Below are 18,768 nucleotides of genomic sequence, written 5' to 3'. Positions count from 1 at the left end.
ACGATGAGTGAAGTAAATTTTGACAAGTTTTTAACTATAGTCTCTGATGAAAAAGTTGAAAGTATTGAACGTGCAAAAGCGAGGCAAAAGAGAAGAAAACACTTGCGTGCTTCTCAACGTATAGCACTGCATATTTTGCGACAATTGGATCAATTAGGCTGGTCTCAAAAGAAATTAGCTCAGCAGATGGGCGTTAGTCCGCAATTGGTCAATAAATGGGTGAAAGGAAATGAAAACTTTACCTTGGAGACACTGTATAGTCTAAGCGAGTGTTTGAATATTGAATTAATCGAGATTAAATCTTTAAGAGAAAACAAAGAAATAGCTGATATTTGTTCTATCCCTTCAAGCCATTATGAACGGACTGCAAAGATTATAAAATTTCCGGTGCGGACTTCAATTACGCAGAAATCACCATATACCAATCAATCTATTGCACGATAAAATGAAAAAGAAAGATGAATCATTATCTTTTAAGCTAGTTCGTATTGAGGAGAAACAGTTCTCTGTCTTTGAAGATGGGATTAATTCAGAGCAAATTAACCAAAAGGTCGGTGTCGGATTCAATGTTGATATAAAGAACAATATAATTGCTTCGGCTATACACTACTTATTAGAGGCTGTTGATAAACCATTTATCAATATAGAAGTGGTGTGTTACTTTGAGCTAACAGCAAAAGATTTCAAAAAACTATTAAAATCAGATAAACGTGTTGAGATACCTAGTGGCTTTGCAAAGCATCTTGCGAATATTAGTGCAGGAACAACCCGTGGCATTCTATTCGCAAATACTAAAGACACACCTTTTAACAGCTACTATATGAGCCTCATCAACCTCACAGAATTTATTGAAGACAATATTGAAATAGAGATTGAATGATGTAAGTAAAAATTACTACTTGATCTCTGAATACAAAAATAGATGGCAAAGAAAGAGCATCAGACAGTATTTACATTGAAAGGCTGCGTTAAACCTAAAGAAATCTACAAAAATTCTACAGTAAAATGTGGCTAGTTAACCCCAGGTTTTTACAAAAAATTAAACGGAAAAAATTAAACCTGAACAGTTACTGCTCGGTTTCGCACAGTAAAATTGCGATTCAGTTTAATAGAATATTCGCAAATTCTTATGAATACTACAAACCAACCAATGAAAATTTGATTTCCCCAGGCAACTGCATGAAAAACTCCTTTGATTACGTGACACAGTCGGAAGAGTTTTCGTTCAGTCAACTGATTGTTCAATTGTCCTACCTGGAAAAACTGAACAAACACCAGTAGGTTTTATACTTTTAGGCTAGGAAACTGCAAAGATAAAGAGCGGATTGACAAATCCACCCCGCACATTGCTTATAGCTGGAAATACGATGGACTTTAAATAAATCTTGTCATTGAAAATAAAATTCGACGAGCTCATTATTAAAAAGAAGTATTCTCACCTCCTAATACTCCGAAGCTATAATAAAAGTCTCTTATATCTTTCAAATCAAACATTACAACTTAAATAGTTAACTTATCATAAAAAAACAACTAAAAACACACATTAAAATCAAAAATATTTATATTTAAAATAACCATCAGAAATTCAGAGAATATTTCTATTTCAGGAAATTCAATAGTATTTGGAGGAAATTCTTACTACTTTTTATTATTAAACAATAAAGATATAGTATCTTACTCTTGGTCAGTAACATCAGGCACTATTACCGGAAGTAAAACATCAAATATGGTGGAAATTACACCAAAATCCTATGCTGGCGGTGCAAACGACGGTCTAATGACAGTAAATTGCACAATAACAGATAAATGCGGGATAACAAGAACCATTTCAGAGAATGTAAAAATTAAAGCATGTACGAATTGTCCAAATATTTAAGACAAGAGAGCGGCAATTTCTTTCGAAATTGCCGCTCCCATAAGCATATAATCTAGAAGAAGATTAATTAACGTCCCACCAAACCGGTACTGTAATTGCTTTTGTACCTGGATAGTTTAAGTTAGTTGTCAACTCAGTATTTGGATATAACAAACGTTGTGGCATTTCACCATTAGCCAAGATTGATGCTTTTGATTGAATCAAGAATGTAGGATAACCTGTTCTTCTATATTCGGTCCATGCTTCAAAATTTTGAAAACCATTCATTGCATAGTATTTCTGCGTAATGATTGCTTCTAATTGTTTTGAAGCATCAGTTGGAAATTTACCAGCAGCAGTTAAATAATCAGCTAATCCTTCTGCACCTAAATAGTCAAATGAAGCTGTAACACCTTCATTGTACAACGTTGTAACTGTTCCTGTTCCCCATCCTTTCAAAGCAGCTTCAGCTTGCAAGAATTTGCTTTCGGCAATAGAGAACAATTTTACAGGAGCGATTGCAGAAGCTGTATTTTTCGCATTTGCACCAGTCGCTGGAGAAGGAGCAGAAACTTTCTTCGTATTTTGTCCTCTAAAGTCGCCTTGTATTAGGTACGCTACTGTATCCTGTAAGGTAACGTTGTCAGCTTTGAACAATCTGTTGTACAATGCAAATGATCTTTTATCCTTATTTGCTTCAAATGCTTTAACAGCAGTTCCGCTTGCAACCACGTTCTGAACATAATCTAAACCTACCATTTCTGTATAGAACGGATTCTGGTTACCCCCTGTTGTCGTAAAAGTGATGGAAACGTCTTTATTTAAGAATGTTGGATTTGCAGCATACAATGCTTTGATACCTGCCTGCGCAGTCGCTGCATCCACATTTGAAATACGTAAATAAGCCTTCAATTTCAAGGTATTCGCGAATGCAATCCAAGAAGCCTTATCACCACCAAACAGCATATCTTGTTCACCTGGTGTAGTACCGAGATCGCCTTTCAACAACTCCACGCCTTTATCAATACTCTCGAAAATACTGTTGTATACTTCTTTCTGTGTTTGATATTTTGGATTTAAGTTAGTCGCTCCTTGCAAAGCTTCATCCAACGGAATATCTCCAAAAGCATCAGTTGCTATTTGCAATGTATATGCTTTCAACAAATACGCCATACCAATTGTATAGTTGTTGGCACCTCTCTCTGAATTGATGATTATTTCAGCATTATTTAAAGCACTTCTATAGATTGTTGACCAAATACGATCCGAAGCCGTATTTTTAAGATTATACTGATCAATAGTTTGATACTGTGATGATGAAGGAGCCTGTGTCCAATATTGCGCCCATAAACCACCATACACTTGAAGTTGATTACCAACAATCTGACTTAAAGAAGCTTCAACTGTAGGCAGTAACAGGTTTGGTTCAACTTTTTCTGGATTATTTGGATTGTCGTTAACATCCAAATATTTATTACAACTTGTAAATGCTACGGATCCAACCAATGCAGCAAAAACAAACTTTTTTATATTCTTGTTCATTTTAATATTCTTTATAGTTTAGAAGGATACCTTCACATTAAAACCATAGTTACGTAAAGACGGTTGAGCGGTATAGTCAAAACCTTGTGCATTTCCAGCACCAGCGGAGTTTACTTCTGGATCTGCGTATTTATTTTCGCTTGGAGTCCAGATAAACAGATTATTACCGAATACACCGACAGTTACATCACCAAAAGGAGTATTTTTTAGCATATCTTTTTTGAATTTGTAAGAGATAGCTAAATTGCGTAACTTCACGTAAGAAGCATCTACCACATTCATACCTTGTTCCAAATATGGATAGTAATCCACTTTGTCATAAGTAGCTGTTGTATTTACAACAGAATTACCATTAGCATCCAAATAAACAGAGTTAGGGAAGATTTGACCAAAACGTTCACCCCCTGTTTCAGCAGATGTACCTGTGAATGCCATAATATCTTTAGTACGTGAATAAAATACACCTCCGTGTTTCATATCAAACAGCGCGGTCAATGACCAGCTTTTGTAATTGACAGTCGTTCCTAACGATGCTTGGAATTTAGGATTGTAACTTCCTAAGTATTGTGCTTCCGAAGTCGGTACAGGTAAACCTGTTTTTTGGTTTACAATCGTTCTACCTTCAGCATCAGTTGCATTGGTTACTGCATAAAATTCTCCATAAGGACGGCCCTTTGCCGCAACGATAGACATACCCGAAAAACCACCTAGAGAAACTTGATCAATTCCATCCATCAATTCAACAACTTTATTGTTGTTTTTAGTGAAAGTACCCATCAATTCCCAGCTAAAGTTTTCAGTTTTCACTGGCGTTCCACGCAATGCGAGTTCTATACCTGAGTTTTTAATTTTACCGGCATTAACAACATTGAATCCGTAACCTGTAGAATTCGCAATAGGAATTGCTAAGATTTGATTTTTTGAGTTATTGTTGTAATAGCTAAAATCAACAGTCAAACGATTTCTAAAGAAACCTAATTCAGCACCTACTTCAGCTGATGTGGTAATTTCTGGTTTCAACTCTGCATTTCCTAAAGTGGATCCCGACATGAATGCGGAAACATTACCAAATGGGAAGGTTGTAGTTCCGAATCCACCATTGATTTCACCCCTAGAGAATGTTGTCAACAATTGATATGGGTCAGTATCCGAACCCACTTTTGCGTAATTGGCACGCAATTTACCATAAGAGAGAATGTTCTTAACTTCTGGGCTCAACAACTCAGAAAACACAAATGATCCACTTACACTTGGATAAAAGAATGAATTGTTTTTCTTAGGCAAGGTAGATGACCAGTCATTACGTGCTGTAGCTTGTAAGTACAAGAAGTTTTTATATGACAAGTTCAAGTCTGCATAAACACCAACCAAACGACGTTTTGACCATGAATCTTCGATCAAGTTCAATGGACCATTAGAATTAGCTAAATTGTAATAGCCAGGTTGTACCAAACCTCCGCTTTCGTTAGTTGCTGTACTTAGATTAGAAACATTACGTTGACGAATGTTGTTACCCAACATTAATGATCCTTTAAAATCTTGATTAAATTCATGCGTAGCAGTCACCATGAAATCATGAATAACCTCTGTTACATTATATTGATCGATACGATACTCTCCATTGTTAATAAGATCATTAGCGCTCGAATAATTCCCAGACGTCTTATCGATTGGTGTAAAACTATATTTTGGAGATTCTGAACGTCTGCGGTCTGTATAATGATCTACCCCTACACGTTCTTTGAAATCCAACCACTCAAATGGCTTATAACCTACGTTAAAATTACCCATAATGCGATTTACATTATTGTAGTTGTTATAATTTGCCAATGTCCAATATGGATTCTTTGAATATGCCCCATAATAACCATACTCATTACTATGGTTTAGACCATTTGCGTCTACATAACCATACCCATTATATGGATTATTTAAATCTTTCAGATCAGCGACAGGAATATCACGGGGAGTTTGTAACAAGTTATTGTATACAGACGAATTTCCTTGTCCTCCACCTACGTTGTTCGAGTTAATCTGACTATAGTTAGCTGAAATTCCTGCATAAAATTTATTAGAGAATTCAGTTTGACCATTGAATCGAACACCATATTTATTGTAGTTATCTTTGCTCCCAGGATAAACTCCGTTTGAGTTCAGGGAATTCAGACCTAAATAGAAGGAAGACTTTTCACTACCACCAGAGAAACCTAAATTATTATCTGTCGCAAATCCAGTATTAAAGAAATCTTTTACATTGTTTTTTACGGCCGAGTATGGTTTTGTCTGTCTTACACCATTTATAGCTTGACCCCATTCTTGTGTTTTTCCTGTAAAAGGTGCTCCCCATGACCAATTTTCCTTTGGATCATTGACAAAAACTAGATTTCCATCATCGTCATAGTCAGGATAACCTTGACCATATTCATTTTGAAACTCAGGCAATTTCAAAATGGAAGAAAAAGTATTTGTTGTATTAAAGGTAATATCTGTTTTACCACCGCCTTTTTTACCTGTCTTTGTTGTAATGATCAAGGCTCCATTAGATGCCCGTGATCCATACAATGCAGCAGCAGCAGGGCCTTTCAATACGGTCATCGAAGCGATATCGTCGGGGTTGATATCGTTACCGCGGTTACCAAAATCAACGCTAGATAACGATGAGCCACCACCAATCACGCTGGAATTGTCAATAGGAACACCGTCAACAACAATTAATGCCTGGTTATTTCCTGAAATTGAAGAACCACCACGTAATACTACACGGGATGAGCTACCCGGTGAATTAGATGTTGATGTAATATTCACACCAGCCACCTTACCAGCTAATGCATTGATAGCACTCGAGTTTTGACCTGATCGTAATTCTTCATTACTCAATGTCGGTGCAGAGTAACCCAACGTTCTTTTTTCACGTTTGATTGCATTTGCTGTAACAACAACTTCTTCCAAAGCATTGTCATGATTTACTAAAGAGACATTGAATACAGTACTGTTATTATTAACAATAATAGTTTTATCATCAAAACCAACGGAACGGAATACCACAACTTTGCCTGCAGGCACATTCAATGAATAATTACCATCAGTATCAGTCTGAGTAGCCTGATTAGTACCTTGTACAACTACTGTCACCCCTGGTATTGCTTTACCGTCAGCAGATGTAACACGACCACTAATCTTTTTTTCTTGAGCGAATGCAACCGAAGTCAAAATCATACCGCCAACAAGAAAACTTAGTAATGTTTGTTTCATGTTTTAGTTAGTTAATTTTATTATTTTTTCTAATCCTATATATTGATATAAATTATATCCGTTATCATAACCGTCTAAACATAAATTGCCTAGACAATAAACAGCAAAACATAACATGCTATTGCAGTTTATTCAGTAACAGTTGAAAATATTTTTGGAAAAGCGGGCCCCAGGTAGATGCAGGGTCAGTCCTTAGATAAATATCCAGCTGTAAAATTTGCTCTTTCCAGCATTTACAGTAAATAATAGTTAGTGCGATTTTTATTAGCGGTGTCAAATATAGAAAGCCAAAGTTGCTTTTACAAGTTTTTTAACATAATCTCCAGAAAGCAGGAAATACCGCAATAATAAGTTCACAATTTTACAAATTGTTACAAAAGAATCATTTTAGAATAAAAACTCTTCAAACAATTTTCAAACAGAATTTTATACGGAATGAGCCATAATTAACAAAACATTAACAATGTTATAAGAAAACGTTAACATGTTATTCTATTATTTTTCTGTATTAAAATCGCATGTAATTTATAATGATTCTAAACATTTTAAAATCGAGTTATAACAAAAAAAGACGCTCTACCTTCTCAGGCTGAGCGTCTTTCATATTGAGATTAAATAAGTCTAAAGACGACTTATTTATTGATATTTAATCGATATACTCAAATTTGGTGTACGGCACCAAAACTGCAGGAATCTTAATTCCTTTTTCCGTTTGATTATTCTCCAATATCGCTGCGACAATACGTGGTAAAGCTAATGCCGAACCGTTCAAGGTATGTGCCAGTTGCATCTTGCCATCAGCATTTTTAAAACGGACTTTCAAACGATTCGCTTGATAAGTTTCAAAATTGGAAACGGAAGATACCTCTAACCAACGTTTCTGAGCAGAACTATACACTTCCATATCATAGGTCAATGCAGAAGTAAAGCTCATATCTCCACCGCAAAGGCGCAATACACGGTAAGGAAGCTCTAATTTCTGCAACAGACGCTGCACGTATAAACTCATTTCTTCCAGCACTTCATAAGACTTTTCAGGATGTACAAGCTGTACCGTTTCCACTTTGTCAAATTGGTGTAACCGGTTTAACCCACGTACATGTGCCCCGTATGAACCTGCTTCACGACGGAAACATGGTGTATAAGCACAATGTTTGATTGGAAACTGTGCTTCTTTCACAATCTCGTCTCTATAAATGTTGGTGACCGGAACTTCAGCTGTAGGGATCAAATACAGATTGTCGTTACCCACATAGTACATCTGTCCTTCTTTATCCGGTAATTGTCCCGTAGCAAACGCTGACTCTTCATTGACCAAGATAGGCACCTGTACTTCCTCATATCCTTCTTCTGCTGCCTGATCCAAAAAGAAATTGATCAATGCGCGTTGCAATTTAGCACCTTTACCTTTATAGATAGGAAAACCTGCTCCGGCAACTTTTACACCAAGCTCTAAATCAACAATATCATATTTGTTCAACAATTCCCAATGCGGCAATGCATCTTCCGACAAAGCCGGGATTTCGCCATGGCTCAAAACAACTTCGTTGTCCTCAGCGCTTACACCTGCTGGAACGGATTGATGCGGTAAATTAGGTAATTGCACGATCTTCTCATTCAATTCCGCTTCAATTGTACCCAGTTGATCCAAAAGTTGCTTCACTTGCTCCTTATATCCCGAAGATTTGGATTTAACGGTTTCAGCTTCTTCTTTTTTACCTTGGCGCATCAGATCTCCAATCTGTTTTGCTGCCGCATTAGCCTCTGCCGAAAGTGCGTCAGATTCCGATTGGATCTTACGACGCTCTTCATCTAAACTGATGATTTCGTCGACCAATCCAATTTCCTTGAAATGCTTGACAGCCAATCTTTCGATTACCGTATCCCTGTTCTCACGGATATAATTTAATTGCAACATAATATAAATGTGTTATTTAAAATAGTGAACAAACTTAGATAAATTTGCCTTTATTTACAAGCAATTTTATTCCTAAACCACCATCCAAAAGGCTTTTTGACTACTTTACGGGCTCTATTTTCATTACACCGCATCGGCTAACATCCATCAGCCCATGGAAGACCAATCTTCCATGGAACCGATGTTTATAACCCATGATCCATAGAAAGAGCGTATCCATTAGACGCCTAATCGATACGCTCTATAATTCGATCTATATTCAAAGCCCTGTGCTGAGATTCAACCTGATGAATTCATGTGATGCGCATTTGCTAAGCAATGCTTACCTCATCGCATAAATAAACATCCTGAATGGCATGTAATAATGCGACGCCTTCATTCATTGGCTTTTGAAAAGCCTTACGCCCAGATATCAACCCCGTGCCACCTGCACGCTTGTTGATAACCGCAGTTTTTACAGCTTCCTGGATATCATTCTGTCCCGAAGCTCCACCAGAATTGATCAAGCCAGCCCGACCGGCAAAGCAATTAAGTACCTGGTAGCGGCATAAATCAATAGGGTGATCGGAAGAAAGCTGCGTATACATGCGTTCATCCAGCTTTCCATAACTACTTTTACCCATATTCAATGCTTTAAAGCCACCGTTCAATTCGGGTAGTTTTTGCTTAATAATATCCGCTTTGATCGTTACGCCCAAATGATTGGCCTGTCCGGTAAGATCCGCTGCTAAATGATAATCTTTATCACCTACTTTAAAGGCCGAGTTGCGCAGATAACACCATAATACCGTCGCCATCCCCAAAGAATGTGCTTCTTCAAATGCTTTTGCCACTTCTATAATCTGACGGTCTGATTCCTCAGATCCAAAATAGATGGTCGCCCCTACCGCAACTGCCCCCATATTCCAGGCTTCGCGAATTGTTCCGTACAAGATTTGGTCGGCTCGATTGGGATAGGTCAATAGTTCATTATGATTGATTTTAACCAGAAACGGAATCTTGTGTGCATACTTTCGGGCAACGGCTCCTAAAACACCAAAGGTAGATGCCACGGCATTGCAGTTTCCTTCCAAAGCTAGCCTGACAATATTTTCCGGATCAAAATACTGTGGATTTGGAGCAAAAGAAGCTCCTGCACTGTGTTCGATTCCCTGATCTACAGGCAATATCGAAAGATACCCGGTATTGGCTAACCGTCCCGTTCCAAAAAGTTGCCCCAAACTCCGCAAGACCTGCGGGCTACGGTCACTCGAACTATATACTTGGTCAATAAATGCTGCTTGTGGAAGATGAAGCATTGTTTTGGAAACTGCGGGTTGATCAAATTCTAATAAATAACTCGCTTCTGCACCCAGATGTGCTTGAATTTTTTCAATGTATTGCATAATTTATTTAAAATAAAGTGATGGAGTTTACCATTATCTTTAAAATAAAACTCCAAAAAGCACAGAATGTTTTAGCGCATATTATATAGTAAAAAAAACTTAACTTTGACCATGTTATATTTAGTTCCGACACCTATTGGCAATCTGGAGGACATGACGTTCCGTGCGATCAATGTCCTGAAAGAAGTGGACCTCATCTTAGCAGAGGATACAAGGACCAGCGCTCCGCTTTTGAAGCATTTTGGAATCGACAAAAAAGTATTTGCGCATCATCAGCACAATGAACATAAAGCGGTATCTGAAATCATTAAATTCTTGAAAGAAGGGCAAAACATTGCATTGATTTCAGACGCAGGGACACCGGCGATCTCAGATCCTGGATTTTTGCTGGTGCGTGAAGCCATCAAAGAAGGGCTTGAAGTGCAGTGCTTACCAGGCGCAACAGCTTTCGTGCCAGCGCTTGTCAATTCGGGCCTTCCCAACGACCGTTTTTGCTTTGAAGGTTTTCTACCCGTCAAAAAAGGAAGGCAAACGCGCTTAAAAGCTTTGGCAGAGGAAAAAAGAACGATGATCTTCTACGAGTCGCCACATCGTATTCTCAAAACCATCGAAGAATTTATCACCGTTTTTGGCGCAGAAAGACAAGCTTCGATATCACGTGAACTGAGCAAACTCTATGAAGAAAATGTTCGCGGAACATTAACTGATTTAAAATTACACTTTGAAAACAATCCGATTAAAGGAGAATTTGTATTTTGTGTAGCAGGATTGGAATAAATTTTGACAATCTTTAGGTATTAAAAAGTATTTGACATGAACATGGAACAATTTGCACAGGACGGGCAGGACATAAAAATCATTGAAAAATTGGTTACTAAAGTCCAAGATATGCTTACTCCAGGGGAAAAAATAGATTATATTGCAGTTCAAAAGAAACCTGCAGTTACTATTTTACCAGATAGTATCACCATCAGTAATAAGCGCATATTTATGTGCGAATTTACTAAACTGGGTCTGGCTACTGATTTTGAAATCTTCGGTTGGCAAGATATCAAGGATATTGCCTTTAAGGAAGAAATATTCGGTTCAAAAGTTACAGTTATACCATTTACTGGCGAGAACTTAAGCATAGACTATATCCCTAAAGTTCAGGCTAGGAAATTGTATCAATATATTAAAGCCGCCCTTGAAAACTATAAAAAAGCGGAATTGGCTGCCGAAAAAGAAAAAATAGTCATTGCTCCAACAGTTGCGAAGGAAGTGATTATCGAACGGCCAGAAAATAATACACCGGTTCAGCCAGCAGTTACAGCTCCGGCGGCACCTCAACCTATTGTATCGGCACCAGTAACTCCGCCAGCGCCAACGGTATCAAACATCCCGCCCGCTCCACCCGTTAAAGAAGAGGAAGATGATGAAATTACCTTAAAGCTCAAAAAATTAAAAACGCTCTTCGACAAACAATTGATTACCCAAGAGGAATACGAGAGTAAAAAGAGAGAAGTTTTATCCAGTTTATAATCATAAATGGGAGAAAATATATAGTGAAAAATAACTATTTACTGGCACTTTTAAGTGCCTTTTTATTGTGGTTGGGCTGGCCTCCAATCCCCTATTCCAGTCCCTTATTATTTATTGGTTTTGTTCCTTTGCTGATTGCTGTAGAAAACATTATCCGCAGTGAAACATTCAAAAGAAAAGGCCGTAAAGTATTTCTTACAGCGGGACTCACGGCTGTTGTTTGGAACACGGCTTCCATTTACTGGGTATACAACTCCATCTCGGCAGTTATGCCGCCTTTTGCAGCTGTTGTCATCAGTCTGATACCTTTCTGTCTTGGCGCCGCTTTAATGGCACTGGCTTTCAGGTTATATGGGCAATTACGACGCAAAACGAACATCCTGTTATCCCTTTTCGGGTTAATTGGATTTTGGATAAGCTATGAATTTCTACACGAATCCTGGGATTTAGCCTTCCCTTGGATGACTTTAGGCAATGGTTTCGCAAGTTTCCACCAATTGATCCAATGGTATGACATCACAGGGATCTATGGCGGAACAATATGGATCTGGCTGGTCAATATCTTGGTATTTACACTTTACCTCAATGGAAAAGGACTTTATCCGATCAAACGTAAGATTGTCCCGATTGCCTCTTTGGCGACGATATTACTGGTTCCCAGCACTTACTCGCTGATACGTTACTTCAACTACGAAGAACATCAGAATCCTGCACAGATTGTTGTTGTTCAACCGAATATTGACCCTTATATTAAATTCAATTTAAGTCCCGAGGAACAATTAAACACCTTATTCGCCTTATCAAATTCAGTCGCCAAACCCAATACGGAGTTTTTTATCTGGCCTGAAACTGCACTTTCACAGAACGGCGATTTTGACGAGGAAAACTTTAGGGAAACCTATTCTTACCAGCGCATTTTAAAATTTTTAGATCAATATAAAAATGGTAATGTACTTTCAGGTATTGAAAGCTATCAGTTGTACAACTATGCAAAAACACCTACTGCGCGTGAAATAGCTCCTAATGTATACCAGGATAATTTCAATGCTGCGACATTGATCGATTATTCCTCCAAACTTCAGTTTTACCATAAGTCTAAACTCGTGCCGGGCGTAGAGCAAATGCCTTTTGGCGCAGCGATGAACTTCCTGAAACCTTTATTTAAAGCATTCGGCGGCACGACAGGTGGCTACGGGAAACAGGCCGAACCTTCGGTATTCTATGCCCAAAGCGGTATTGGTGCCGCACCCGTAATCTGTTATGAATCCATTTGGGGCAATTATGTTTCCCAATATGTCAAAAAAGGCGCTCAGTTTATTGCGATCATCACCAACGATGGCTGGTGGGGCAATACTTCGGGTAAAGACCAGCATTTACAGTATGCCAAACTGCGTGCGATTGAAAACAGACGCTGGGTTGCCCGATCGGCAAATACAGGGATTTCAGGCTTTATCAACCAACGTGGCGATATTGTACAACAGACTAAATGGTGGCAGCCTGCAGCCCTAAATCAGGAAATTAATTTAAATGAAGAAATTACTTTCTATACACAAGCCGGTGATATTGCAGCCTATTTGGGGTTGGCGCTCGCAATGGGCGGACTTGTAATACTCATCGTCGTCCGACGAAAAAAAGAACTTATCTAAATTGAACAGTAGCGCCAAACTGAAATAGTAATTTGGCGCTATTTTTTCTGTATCAGAATGGGAAAGCACTAATCCTATACCTTCCTCGGCAAAAAGAACCTAATTCTGATGAACCCCCGGCACGCCAACGCCTATCAGCTATAATTAGGAAAATAAAATGATAAAAATAAGTCATTTAATACCTTTAATTTACTTTGGAGATTTGTAATTTTGCAGCATGCAAGTATATTTTGATAATGCAGCGACTACAGCCTTAGATCCTGAAGTAATAAAAGTAATGGTGGATGTGATGAACAATAACTTTGGAAATCCATCTTCTATCCATAGTCACGGACGACAAGTAAAAACAATTGTAGAAAAAGCACGTAAAACGATTGCCAATCTACTTCATGTATCTCCAGCAGAGATCTTCTTCACATCGGGTGGAACCGAGGCCGACAATATGGCCATCGTTAGGTCAATTGCCGACTTTGGAATAACCCATGCCATCACCTCACCTATCGAGCACCATGCCGTATTACATACTTTAGAGGAGCTTGAGAAATCCGGTAAGGTACACCTCGATCTATTGGAAGTTGACGATAAAGGTAATTTAAATCTCAACCAGCTGGAAGAACTTTTAAGTACCAATCCGCGTACGTTTGTTTCCATTATGCATGCCAATAATGAGATCGGTAATCTCAACGATATTCAACGGATCTCGGAGTTATGCCAAAAGTATAATGCGATATTCCATTCAGATACTGTGCAGACTATGGGTCATTATCCCCATGATCTTGGCAGTCTTAAAATAGATTTTATAACAGGGGCTGCACATAAATTCCATGGCCCAAAAGGAGTCGGTTTTCTTTATATCAATGCCAACAACAAGATTAAACCTTTAATCTATGGTGGAGCACAAGAACGCAACATGCGTGGTGGAACAGAAAATGTCTATGGAATAGCTGGGCTTGCCAAAGCTTTAGAACTTGCCTATGAGCACATGGAAGAACACCACGCTTATATTCAAGGACTCAAATCGTATATGATCGACGAGTTGCAAAAAGCAATCCCCGAGATTGATTTTAATGGTGTTATTGAACCTGATAAATCACTGTATACCGTACTGAATGTTTCTTTCCCTTGCAGTGACCTTGCCGACATGCTTTTATTCAACCTGGATATTGCGGGTATATCCTGCTCTGGTGGCAGTGCCTGCAGTTCAGGAACAGATATAGGCTCGCATGTATTGGGCGCAATAAAATCCAGCTCGGAACGACCTTCAGTTCGTTTTTCATTCTGCAAGCATAACACCAAAGAAGAAGTTGACTTCGTCGTAGCAACGTTAAAAGAACTTTGTGCTAAAAACAACTAATATTTTATAGTTGACAACAGACAACGAATAAGATCGCTCAATGTAGCGCTAATTAAAAATTCAAGCAAGAATTCTTAATTAGCGCTACATTGAGTTAGATCAGTTTAATCTTGCTCCAGCACGCTATCACAGCAGCAAGTTGGAGTAAAAGGACTTCCTCATCCAATAGCAAGTTACACAGCATATTTGTATTCGCTAAACCGTTCTGGATACGTACACCCCCATTTCCGACAACTACCATAATTACCCGAACATATACATCATCATACCAACTCACTCCTAATAACAGTTTTCAATCAGTTTTTAGACAGTGATCAGTCAGTGCTTATTCAGTTCATACTGAGCAAGCACTGAACGAGCACTGAACAATCACTGAACAAGCACTGTTAAAAGAGCCTATTTGATCCTAACTTCCTACGGTTAAAAATTAAAGAGAAGAAGGGAAGAAAACTTTCAGTATAATCCCAATTAAGGATTGCAATACTGGGAAAAGTGAATAATTTCAAAAAAATAAAAAAGCCGAAAATAGATTCGGCTTTTTCATTCTTCATACATCTTTTATGCTAGATTCAATTTTTTGTCAAGACATAATATTTGGAAATATCTCCCGTAATGTCATTTCCGGAAAGATCCAACTGACTGAGTATCCGATTTCCTAATTTGAACTTATAGTCAACGCCGTCCAGTGTAATGATGTTACCATCCAATTTCCATTTTCCTTCACGCATAAACACATCATCACTTTTATTAAGGTATTTAGATGAATATTGGTAGGTATTGTCAGCATGCAGTGAAATAAGTGTTTCTATACCATCACAATCCGCACAAGGCATAACACCTTTGTATTCACCAATCACTACTTCCGCCTTATCCCTACCTTTTAGGTCCTGTAAATTATCTTTATAGACCGCAACACTTTGTTTGGGATTATCACATCCCACCATTCCAATTGTCAACAACAAACCCACAATCCAAATAAACCTTTTCATCTCATTCCAAATTCAAAAAAATCAGCATCTAACAGTTACACCAATAAATTCATAACAAATTAAATACCAAAAATTTAGAAAAGATTAAAAATCATCTTCATCGTCGTCTGTCAAGAATGATAATGCACCTTGTAACTCGCCCAAAGCATGGAAATTACGTGTCTTCCGAGCGATCTCAATTCCGGATCTATAGGTATCAATCGCGGACGCCTGTTTATTTAATTTTTCGTACAATTTGCCCAAATGATAGTAAGTTCCTACATAATCTGGATTTGTATGTACTAAATTCTCAAATCTTAGCATGGCCTCTTGTTCATCTTCCTGCTTGAGGTATTCAGCTGCAATTGCATATTTTAAAAAAGGATCTTCGGGGCTCTCTTTCAAAAATTCATTCAGTTGATCCAATCGTGTCGACATATCTTTTTTATTTCAAACTTAGACAAATTGCATTTTATATGCAATTTAATTGTGTTTCCCCTAAAACAATTCCCCGTCTCTCCATATCACACGAAAGCTCTTTATAAACAGGAACCCCGAATGAGCTGCGATGCTTTCTAAAATTACTATGCTAGCATATAAAATGACAATTTACTGACGCAATAAATCCATTATCAAGAACCGGCTATTTAAAATAAAAAATTACAAAAAAGACAACAAAACACCTAAATATCACATCATATCAAAAAAAATACACGAAAACAACTGGTAAAATTAAAAATTCATCAAAATAACAAGACGACTCTTTAACAGAATTTAAAACGCCTTAGCGCTTTTTAATTGAAAGAAAATATGGTAAGTTTGAGTAAAACCAATCGTATATGAAAATATTAGTTTGTATAAGTAATGTCCCTGACACTACATCCAAAATCACTTTTACAAATGACAACACTGCATTTAATACAGCTGGTGTACAATTCATTATAAACCCTTATGATGAAATTGCTTTATCCAAAGCAGTTGAGTTGGCTGAAGGTGGAAAAGGAACCGTAACTGTCATCAATGTGGGCGATGCATCTACAGATGCAACCATTCGAAAAGCATTGGCAATTGGCGCAGACAATGCTGTACGGATTAACGCCGCTCCACGCGATGCTCGGTTTGTTGCTAATCAGATAGCAAAGTATGCCAAAGACAATGCATTTGACTTAATTTTAACTGGCCGCGAATCCATCGACTATAACGGTGCTCAAGTGGGGGCAATCGTAGGAGAACTGCTGCATATCCCTTCTGTTTCCATTGCCAAAAAAGTTGATATTGCGGGCGACGCAGTCACAGTTGAGCGCGAGATTGAAGGTGGAAAAGAAGTATTGACAGCAAAGCTGCCAATCGTCATTGGTACAGCAGAAGGTGTTGCCGAGCCAAAAATACCTAATATGCGTGGTATTATGAGTGCGCGGACCAAACCATTGGATGTGCTGGAACCTTCCACTATAGACGTTCTTGAACACATTGTCAGCTATGAGACACCTGCTCCGCGCGGTACGGTCAAACTTGTTGACGCTGCCGAGGTAGAAAAATTAGTTTCTCTTCTTCACGACGAAGCTAAAGTTATTTAATCTTTAAACGCTAAAACACCATGTCTATACTCGTATATGTAGAAAATACCGATGGAAAATTCAAAAAATCTGCTTTTGAAGTTGTTTCTTATGCAAAATCCATCGCCGATAACATACAGACTGATCTTGTTGCGATTTCAATTGGAAATGTCGCCGGAGACGAACTTGCTGGCTTGGGCAAGTACGGTGCTTCCAAAGTATTAAATGTCGACAATGAGCGACTCGCTTCTTTTGTAAACCAAGCGTATGCAAGCATCATTGCTGAAGCCGTAAAGAGTACCGGCTCAAAAATACTTGTACTGTCCAACTCATTCTCGGGCAAAGGACTCGCTCCACGTATTGCAGCCAAATTAGAGGCTGGTCTGGCCGATGGCGCACTCGAATTGCCGAAAATCAATGGCGACAAACTGACTGTCAAAAAAACAGCGTTCTCCAATAAAGCGTTCGCTACGCTCGAACTATCCTCGGATATAAAGGTCATCGCACTAAGCCCGAATGCATATGAAACAAAAGAGACCGGTGGTAGCGCAACTGTCGAAACTTTTGCTCCCAATATTGACCAAACAGATTTTACAACGATGGTCAAAGAGATTGTTCGAGCAACAGACAAAGTTTCCCTGCCCGAAGCTGAAATCGTCGTCTCCGCAGGCCGTGGTTTAAAAGGCCCTGAAAACTGGGGTATGGTGGAAGAACTTGCAGACGTCCTTGGTGCAGCTACAGCATGTTCAAAACCCGTATCTGATGCAGGCTGGCGCCCGCATTCGGAGCACGTAGGCCAAACAGGTATTGTTGTTAGCCCCAATCTCTACATTGCTATCGGTATCTCCGGAGCAATACAGCATTTGGCCGGAGTAAGCTCTTCTAAAACAATCGTTGTCATCAACAAAGATCCAGAAGCGCCCTTTTTCAAAGTGGCCGATTATGGAATTGTAGGCGATGCTTTCGACGTCGTTCCGAAATTAACGCAGGCATTGAAGGCTTACAAAGGTATTTAAAGCTTTCTTCCGATATATTCTCCCCATTTATCCAAAATGAATGGGGAGTTTTTATTTGTTATAATTGCATATAAAAGCAAATTTATCTAAGTTTGTAGACCGCTTTGGAATTAAAATGAAGAAAATCAGATTAGATATCGTTGGTTTATCCTATAGTCAAACGCAATCTGGGGCTTATGCTCTTGTATTGGGAGAAGTGGAGGGCAACAGAAGATTGCCCATCATTATCGGCAGCCACGAGGCTCAAGCTATTGCTATTCGGATAGAGAAAATGATTCCTAGTCGTCCGCTGACACACGACCTATTTCAATCTTTTGCAGATTCTTTTGGTATTAAACTCATTGAAGTACTGATCTATAATTTGATTGAAGGGATATTTTATGCTAAAATTATCTGTTCCGACGGCAACAAGATTGTCGAGATTGATGCCCGCACATCCGATGCCGTTGCACTGGCTGTACGGTTTGAAGCTCCGATCTATGCCTACGAATTTATTATGTCCTCTGCTGGAATTATCATTGAGGGACATGAGTTCGCATTTTTGGAAAACCTAGACAAGTCCAACAAAGTTCAGGATCCAAGTGTTGTTGAGATCGAAGAAAAAACACCTTCAAAATCCCCACAAAATCCTTTCTCCACGTTGACAGATGAGCAACTGGAGCAAGCACTTAATCAGGCATTGACCGAAGAAAACTACGAGCAGGCTGCATTGATTAGGGATGAGATTTCCAAAAGAAAATAACTCCTTTCATTAA

The 18,768-nt window shown here is 38.6% G+C and carries 16 protein-coding genes; 9 read left to right on the top strand and 7 right to left on the bottom strand.

Annotated features, from left to right (window positions below; translation table 11 throughout):
- Positions 1 to 3 precede the first annotated feature (3 nt).
- Both CBM24_RS05485 and CBM24_RS05480 read left to right on the top strand, forming a co-directional pair.
- Complete coding sequence (locus CBM24_RS05485) at positions 4 to 444, top strand: helix-turn-helix transcriptional regulator (protein ID WP_088160456.1); 441 nt, start codon at positions 4 to 6, stop codon at positions 442 to 444.
- Between the two features lies 1 nt (position 445).
- Positions 446 to 880: a hypothetical protein gene (locus CBM24_RS05480; RefSeq protein ID WP_088160455.1), complete on the top strand. Its 435-nt coding sequence runs from the start codon at positions 446 to 448 to the stop codon at positions 878 to 880.
- A 1,059-nt stretch (positions 881 to 1,939) separates the two neighbouring features.
- Here CBM24_RS05480 and CBM24_RS05470 read toward each other — a convergent pair.
- From CBM24_RS05470 to CBM24_RS05455, 4 genes are all read right to left on the bottom strand, one after another.
- A complete protein-coding gene (locus CBM24_RS05470) occupies positions 1,940 to 3,397 on the bottom strand; it encodes a SusD/RagB family nutrient-binding outer membrane lipoprotein (protein WP_088160453.1) in 1,458 nt (485 codons plus the stop codon).
- A gap of 18 nt (positions 3,398 to 3,415) precedes the next feature.
- Complete coding sequence (locus CBM24_RS05465; RefSeq protein ID WP_088160452.1) at positions 3,416 to 6,649, bottom strand: SusC/RagA family TonB-linked outer membrane protein; 3,234 nt, start codon at positions 6,647 to 6,649, stop codon at positions 3,416 to 3,418.
- 646 nt (positions 6,650 to 7,295) lie between these two features.
- Positions 7,296 to 8,567 (bottom strand): serine--tRNA ligase, encoded by a 1,272-nt coding sequence (gene serS, locus CBM24_RS05460; RefSeq protein WP_088160451.1) that lies wholly within the window; start codon positions 8,565 to 8,567, stop codon positions 7,296 to 7,298.
- Positions 8,568 to 8,878: 311 nt separating this feature from the next.
- Positions 8,879 to 9,952, bottom strand: coding sequence for a class I fructose-bisphosphate aldolase (locus CBM24_RS05455; RefSeq protein WP_088160450.1), 1,074 nt, complete (start codon positions 9,950 to 9,952; stop codon positions 8,879 to 8,881).
- A 111-nt stretch (positions 9,953 to 10,063) separates the two neighbouring features.
- Here CBM24_RS05455 and rsmI point away from each other — a divergent pair, with 111 nt between their 5' ends.
- The 4 genes from rsmI (at position 10,064) to CBM24_RS05435 (ending at position 14,473) form a co-directional block, all read left to right on the top strand.
- A complete protein-coding gene (gene rsmI / locus CBM24_RS05450) occupies positions 10,064 to 10,729 on the top strand; it encodes a 16S rRNA (cytidine(1402)-2'-O)-methyltransferase (protein WP_083663502.1) in 666 nt (221 codons plus the stop codon).
- Positions 10,730 to 10,765: 36 nt separating this feature from the next.
- On the top strand, positions 10,766 to 11,473 hold the full coding sequence (locus CBM24_RS05445) for a PH domain-containing protein (protein ID WP_088160449.1): 708 nt from the start codon (positions 10,766 to 10,768) through the stop codon (positions 11,471 to 11,473).
- Positions 11,474 to 11,496: 23 nt separating this feature from the next.
- The gene (gene lnt, locus CBM24_RS05440) at positions 11,497 to 13,119 is read left to right on the top strand and encodes an apolipoprotein N-acyltransferase (protein WP_088160448.1); all 1,623 of its coding nucleotides are present in this window, start codon (positions 11,497 to 11,499) and stop codon (positions 13,117 to 13,119) included.
- Positions 13,120 to 13,336: 217 nt separating this feature from the next.
- The gene (locus CBM24_RS05435) at positions 13,337 to 14,473 is read left to right on the top strand and encodes a cysteine desulfurase family protein (RefSeq protein ID WP_088160447.1); all 1,137 of its coding nucleotides are present in this window, start codon (positions 13,337 to 13,339) and stop codon (positions 14,471 to 14,473) included.
- Between the two features lie 94 nt (positions 14,474 to 14,567).
- On the opposite strand, the gene CBM24_RS27180 is transcribed toward CBM24_RS05435, so the two are convergent.
- The 3 genes from CBM24_RS27180 to CBM24_RS05425 form a co-directional block, all read right to left on the bottom strand.
- Positions 14,568 to 14,750, bottom strand: coding sequence for a hypothetical protein (locus CBM24_RS27180; RefSeq protein ID WP_157698375.1), 183 nt, complete (start codon positions 14,748 to 14,750; stop codon positions 14,568 to 14,570).
- A 292-nt stretch (positions 14,751 to 15,042) separates the two neighbouring features.
- Complete coding sequence (locus CBM24_RS05430; protein ID WP_075991319.1) at positions 15,043 to 15,462, bottom strand: copper resistance protein NlpE; 420 nt, start codon at positions 15,460 to 15,462, stop codon at positions 15,043 to 15,045.
- Between the two features lie 84 nt (positions 15,463 to 15,546).
- Positions 15,547 to 15,879 (bottom strand): tetratricopeptide repeat protein, encoded by a 333-nt coding sequence (locus CBM24_RS05425; protein ID WP_088160446.1) that lies wholly within the window; start codon positions 15,877 to 15,879, stop codon positions 15,547 to 15,549.
- 401 nt (positions 15,880 to 16,280) lie between these two features.
- Between CBM24_RS05425 and CBM24_RS05420 the strand changes: the two genes are divergently transcribed.
- The 3 genes from CBM24_RS05420 to CBM24_RS05410 all read left to right on the top strand — a co-directional run bounded on the left by CBM24_RS05420 (position 16,281) and on the right by CBM24_RS05410 (position 18,755).
- Positions 16,281 to 17,018, top strand: a complete 738-nt coding sequence (locus CBM24_RS05420; RefSeq protein ID WP_088160445.1) for an electron transfer flavoprotein subunit beta/FixA family protein — start codon at positions 16,281 to 16,283, stop codon at positions 17,016 to 17,018.
- A 20-nt stretch (positions 17,019 to 17,038) separates the two neighbouring features.
- Positions 17,039 to 18,013 carry an electron transfer flavoprotein subunit alpha/FixB family protein gene (locus CBM24_RS05415; protein WP_075991316.1) on the top strand — a complete coding sequence of 325 codons (975 nt, stop codon included), beginning with the start codon at positions 17,039 to 17,041 and terminating at the stop codon, positions 18,011 to 18,013.
- A 115-nt stretch (positions 18,014 to 18,128) separates the two neighbouring features.
- Positions 18,129 to 18,755: a bifunctional nuclease domain-containing protein gene (locus CBM24_RS05410; RefSeq protein WP_088160444.1), complete on the top strand. Its 627-nt coding sequence runs from the start codon at positions 18,129 to 18,131 to the stop codon at positions 18,753 to 18,755.
- Positions 18,756 to 18,768 lie beyond the last annotated feature (13 nt).

It is taken from the genome of Sphingobacterium sp. G1-14 (genome assembly GCF_002196555.1).
Taxonomy (GTDB): Bacteria; Bacteroidota; Bacteroidia; order Sphingobacteriales; family Sphingobacteriaceae; genus Sphingobacterium; species Sphingobacterium siyangense.
This window is presented reverse-complemented; position numbering and strand designations above follow the sequence as displayed.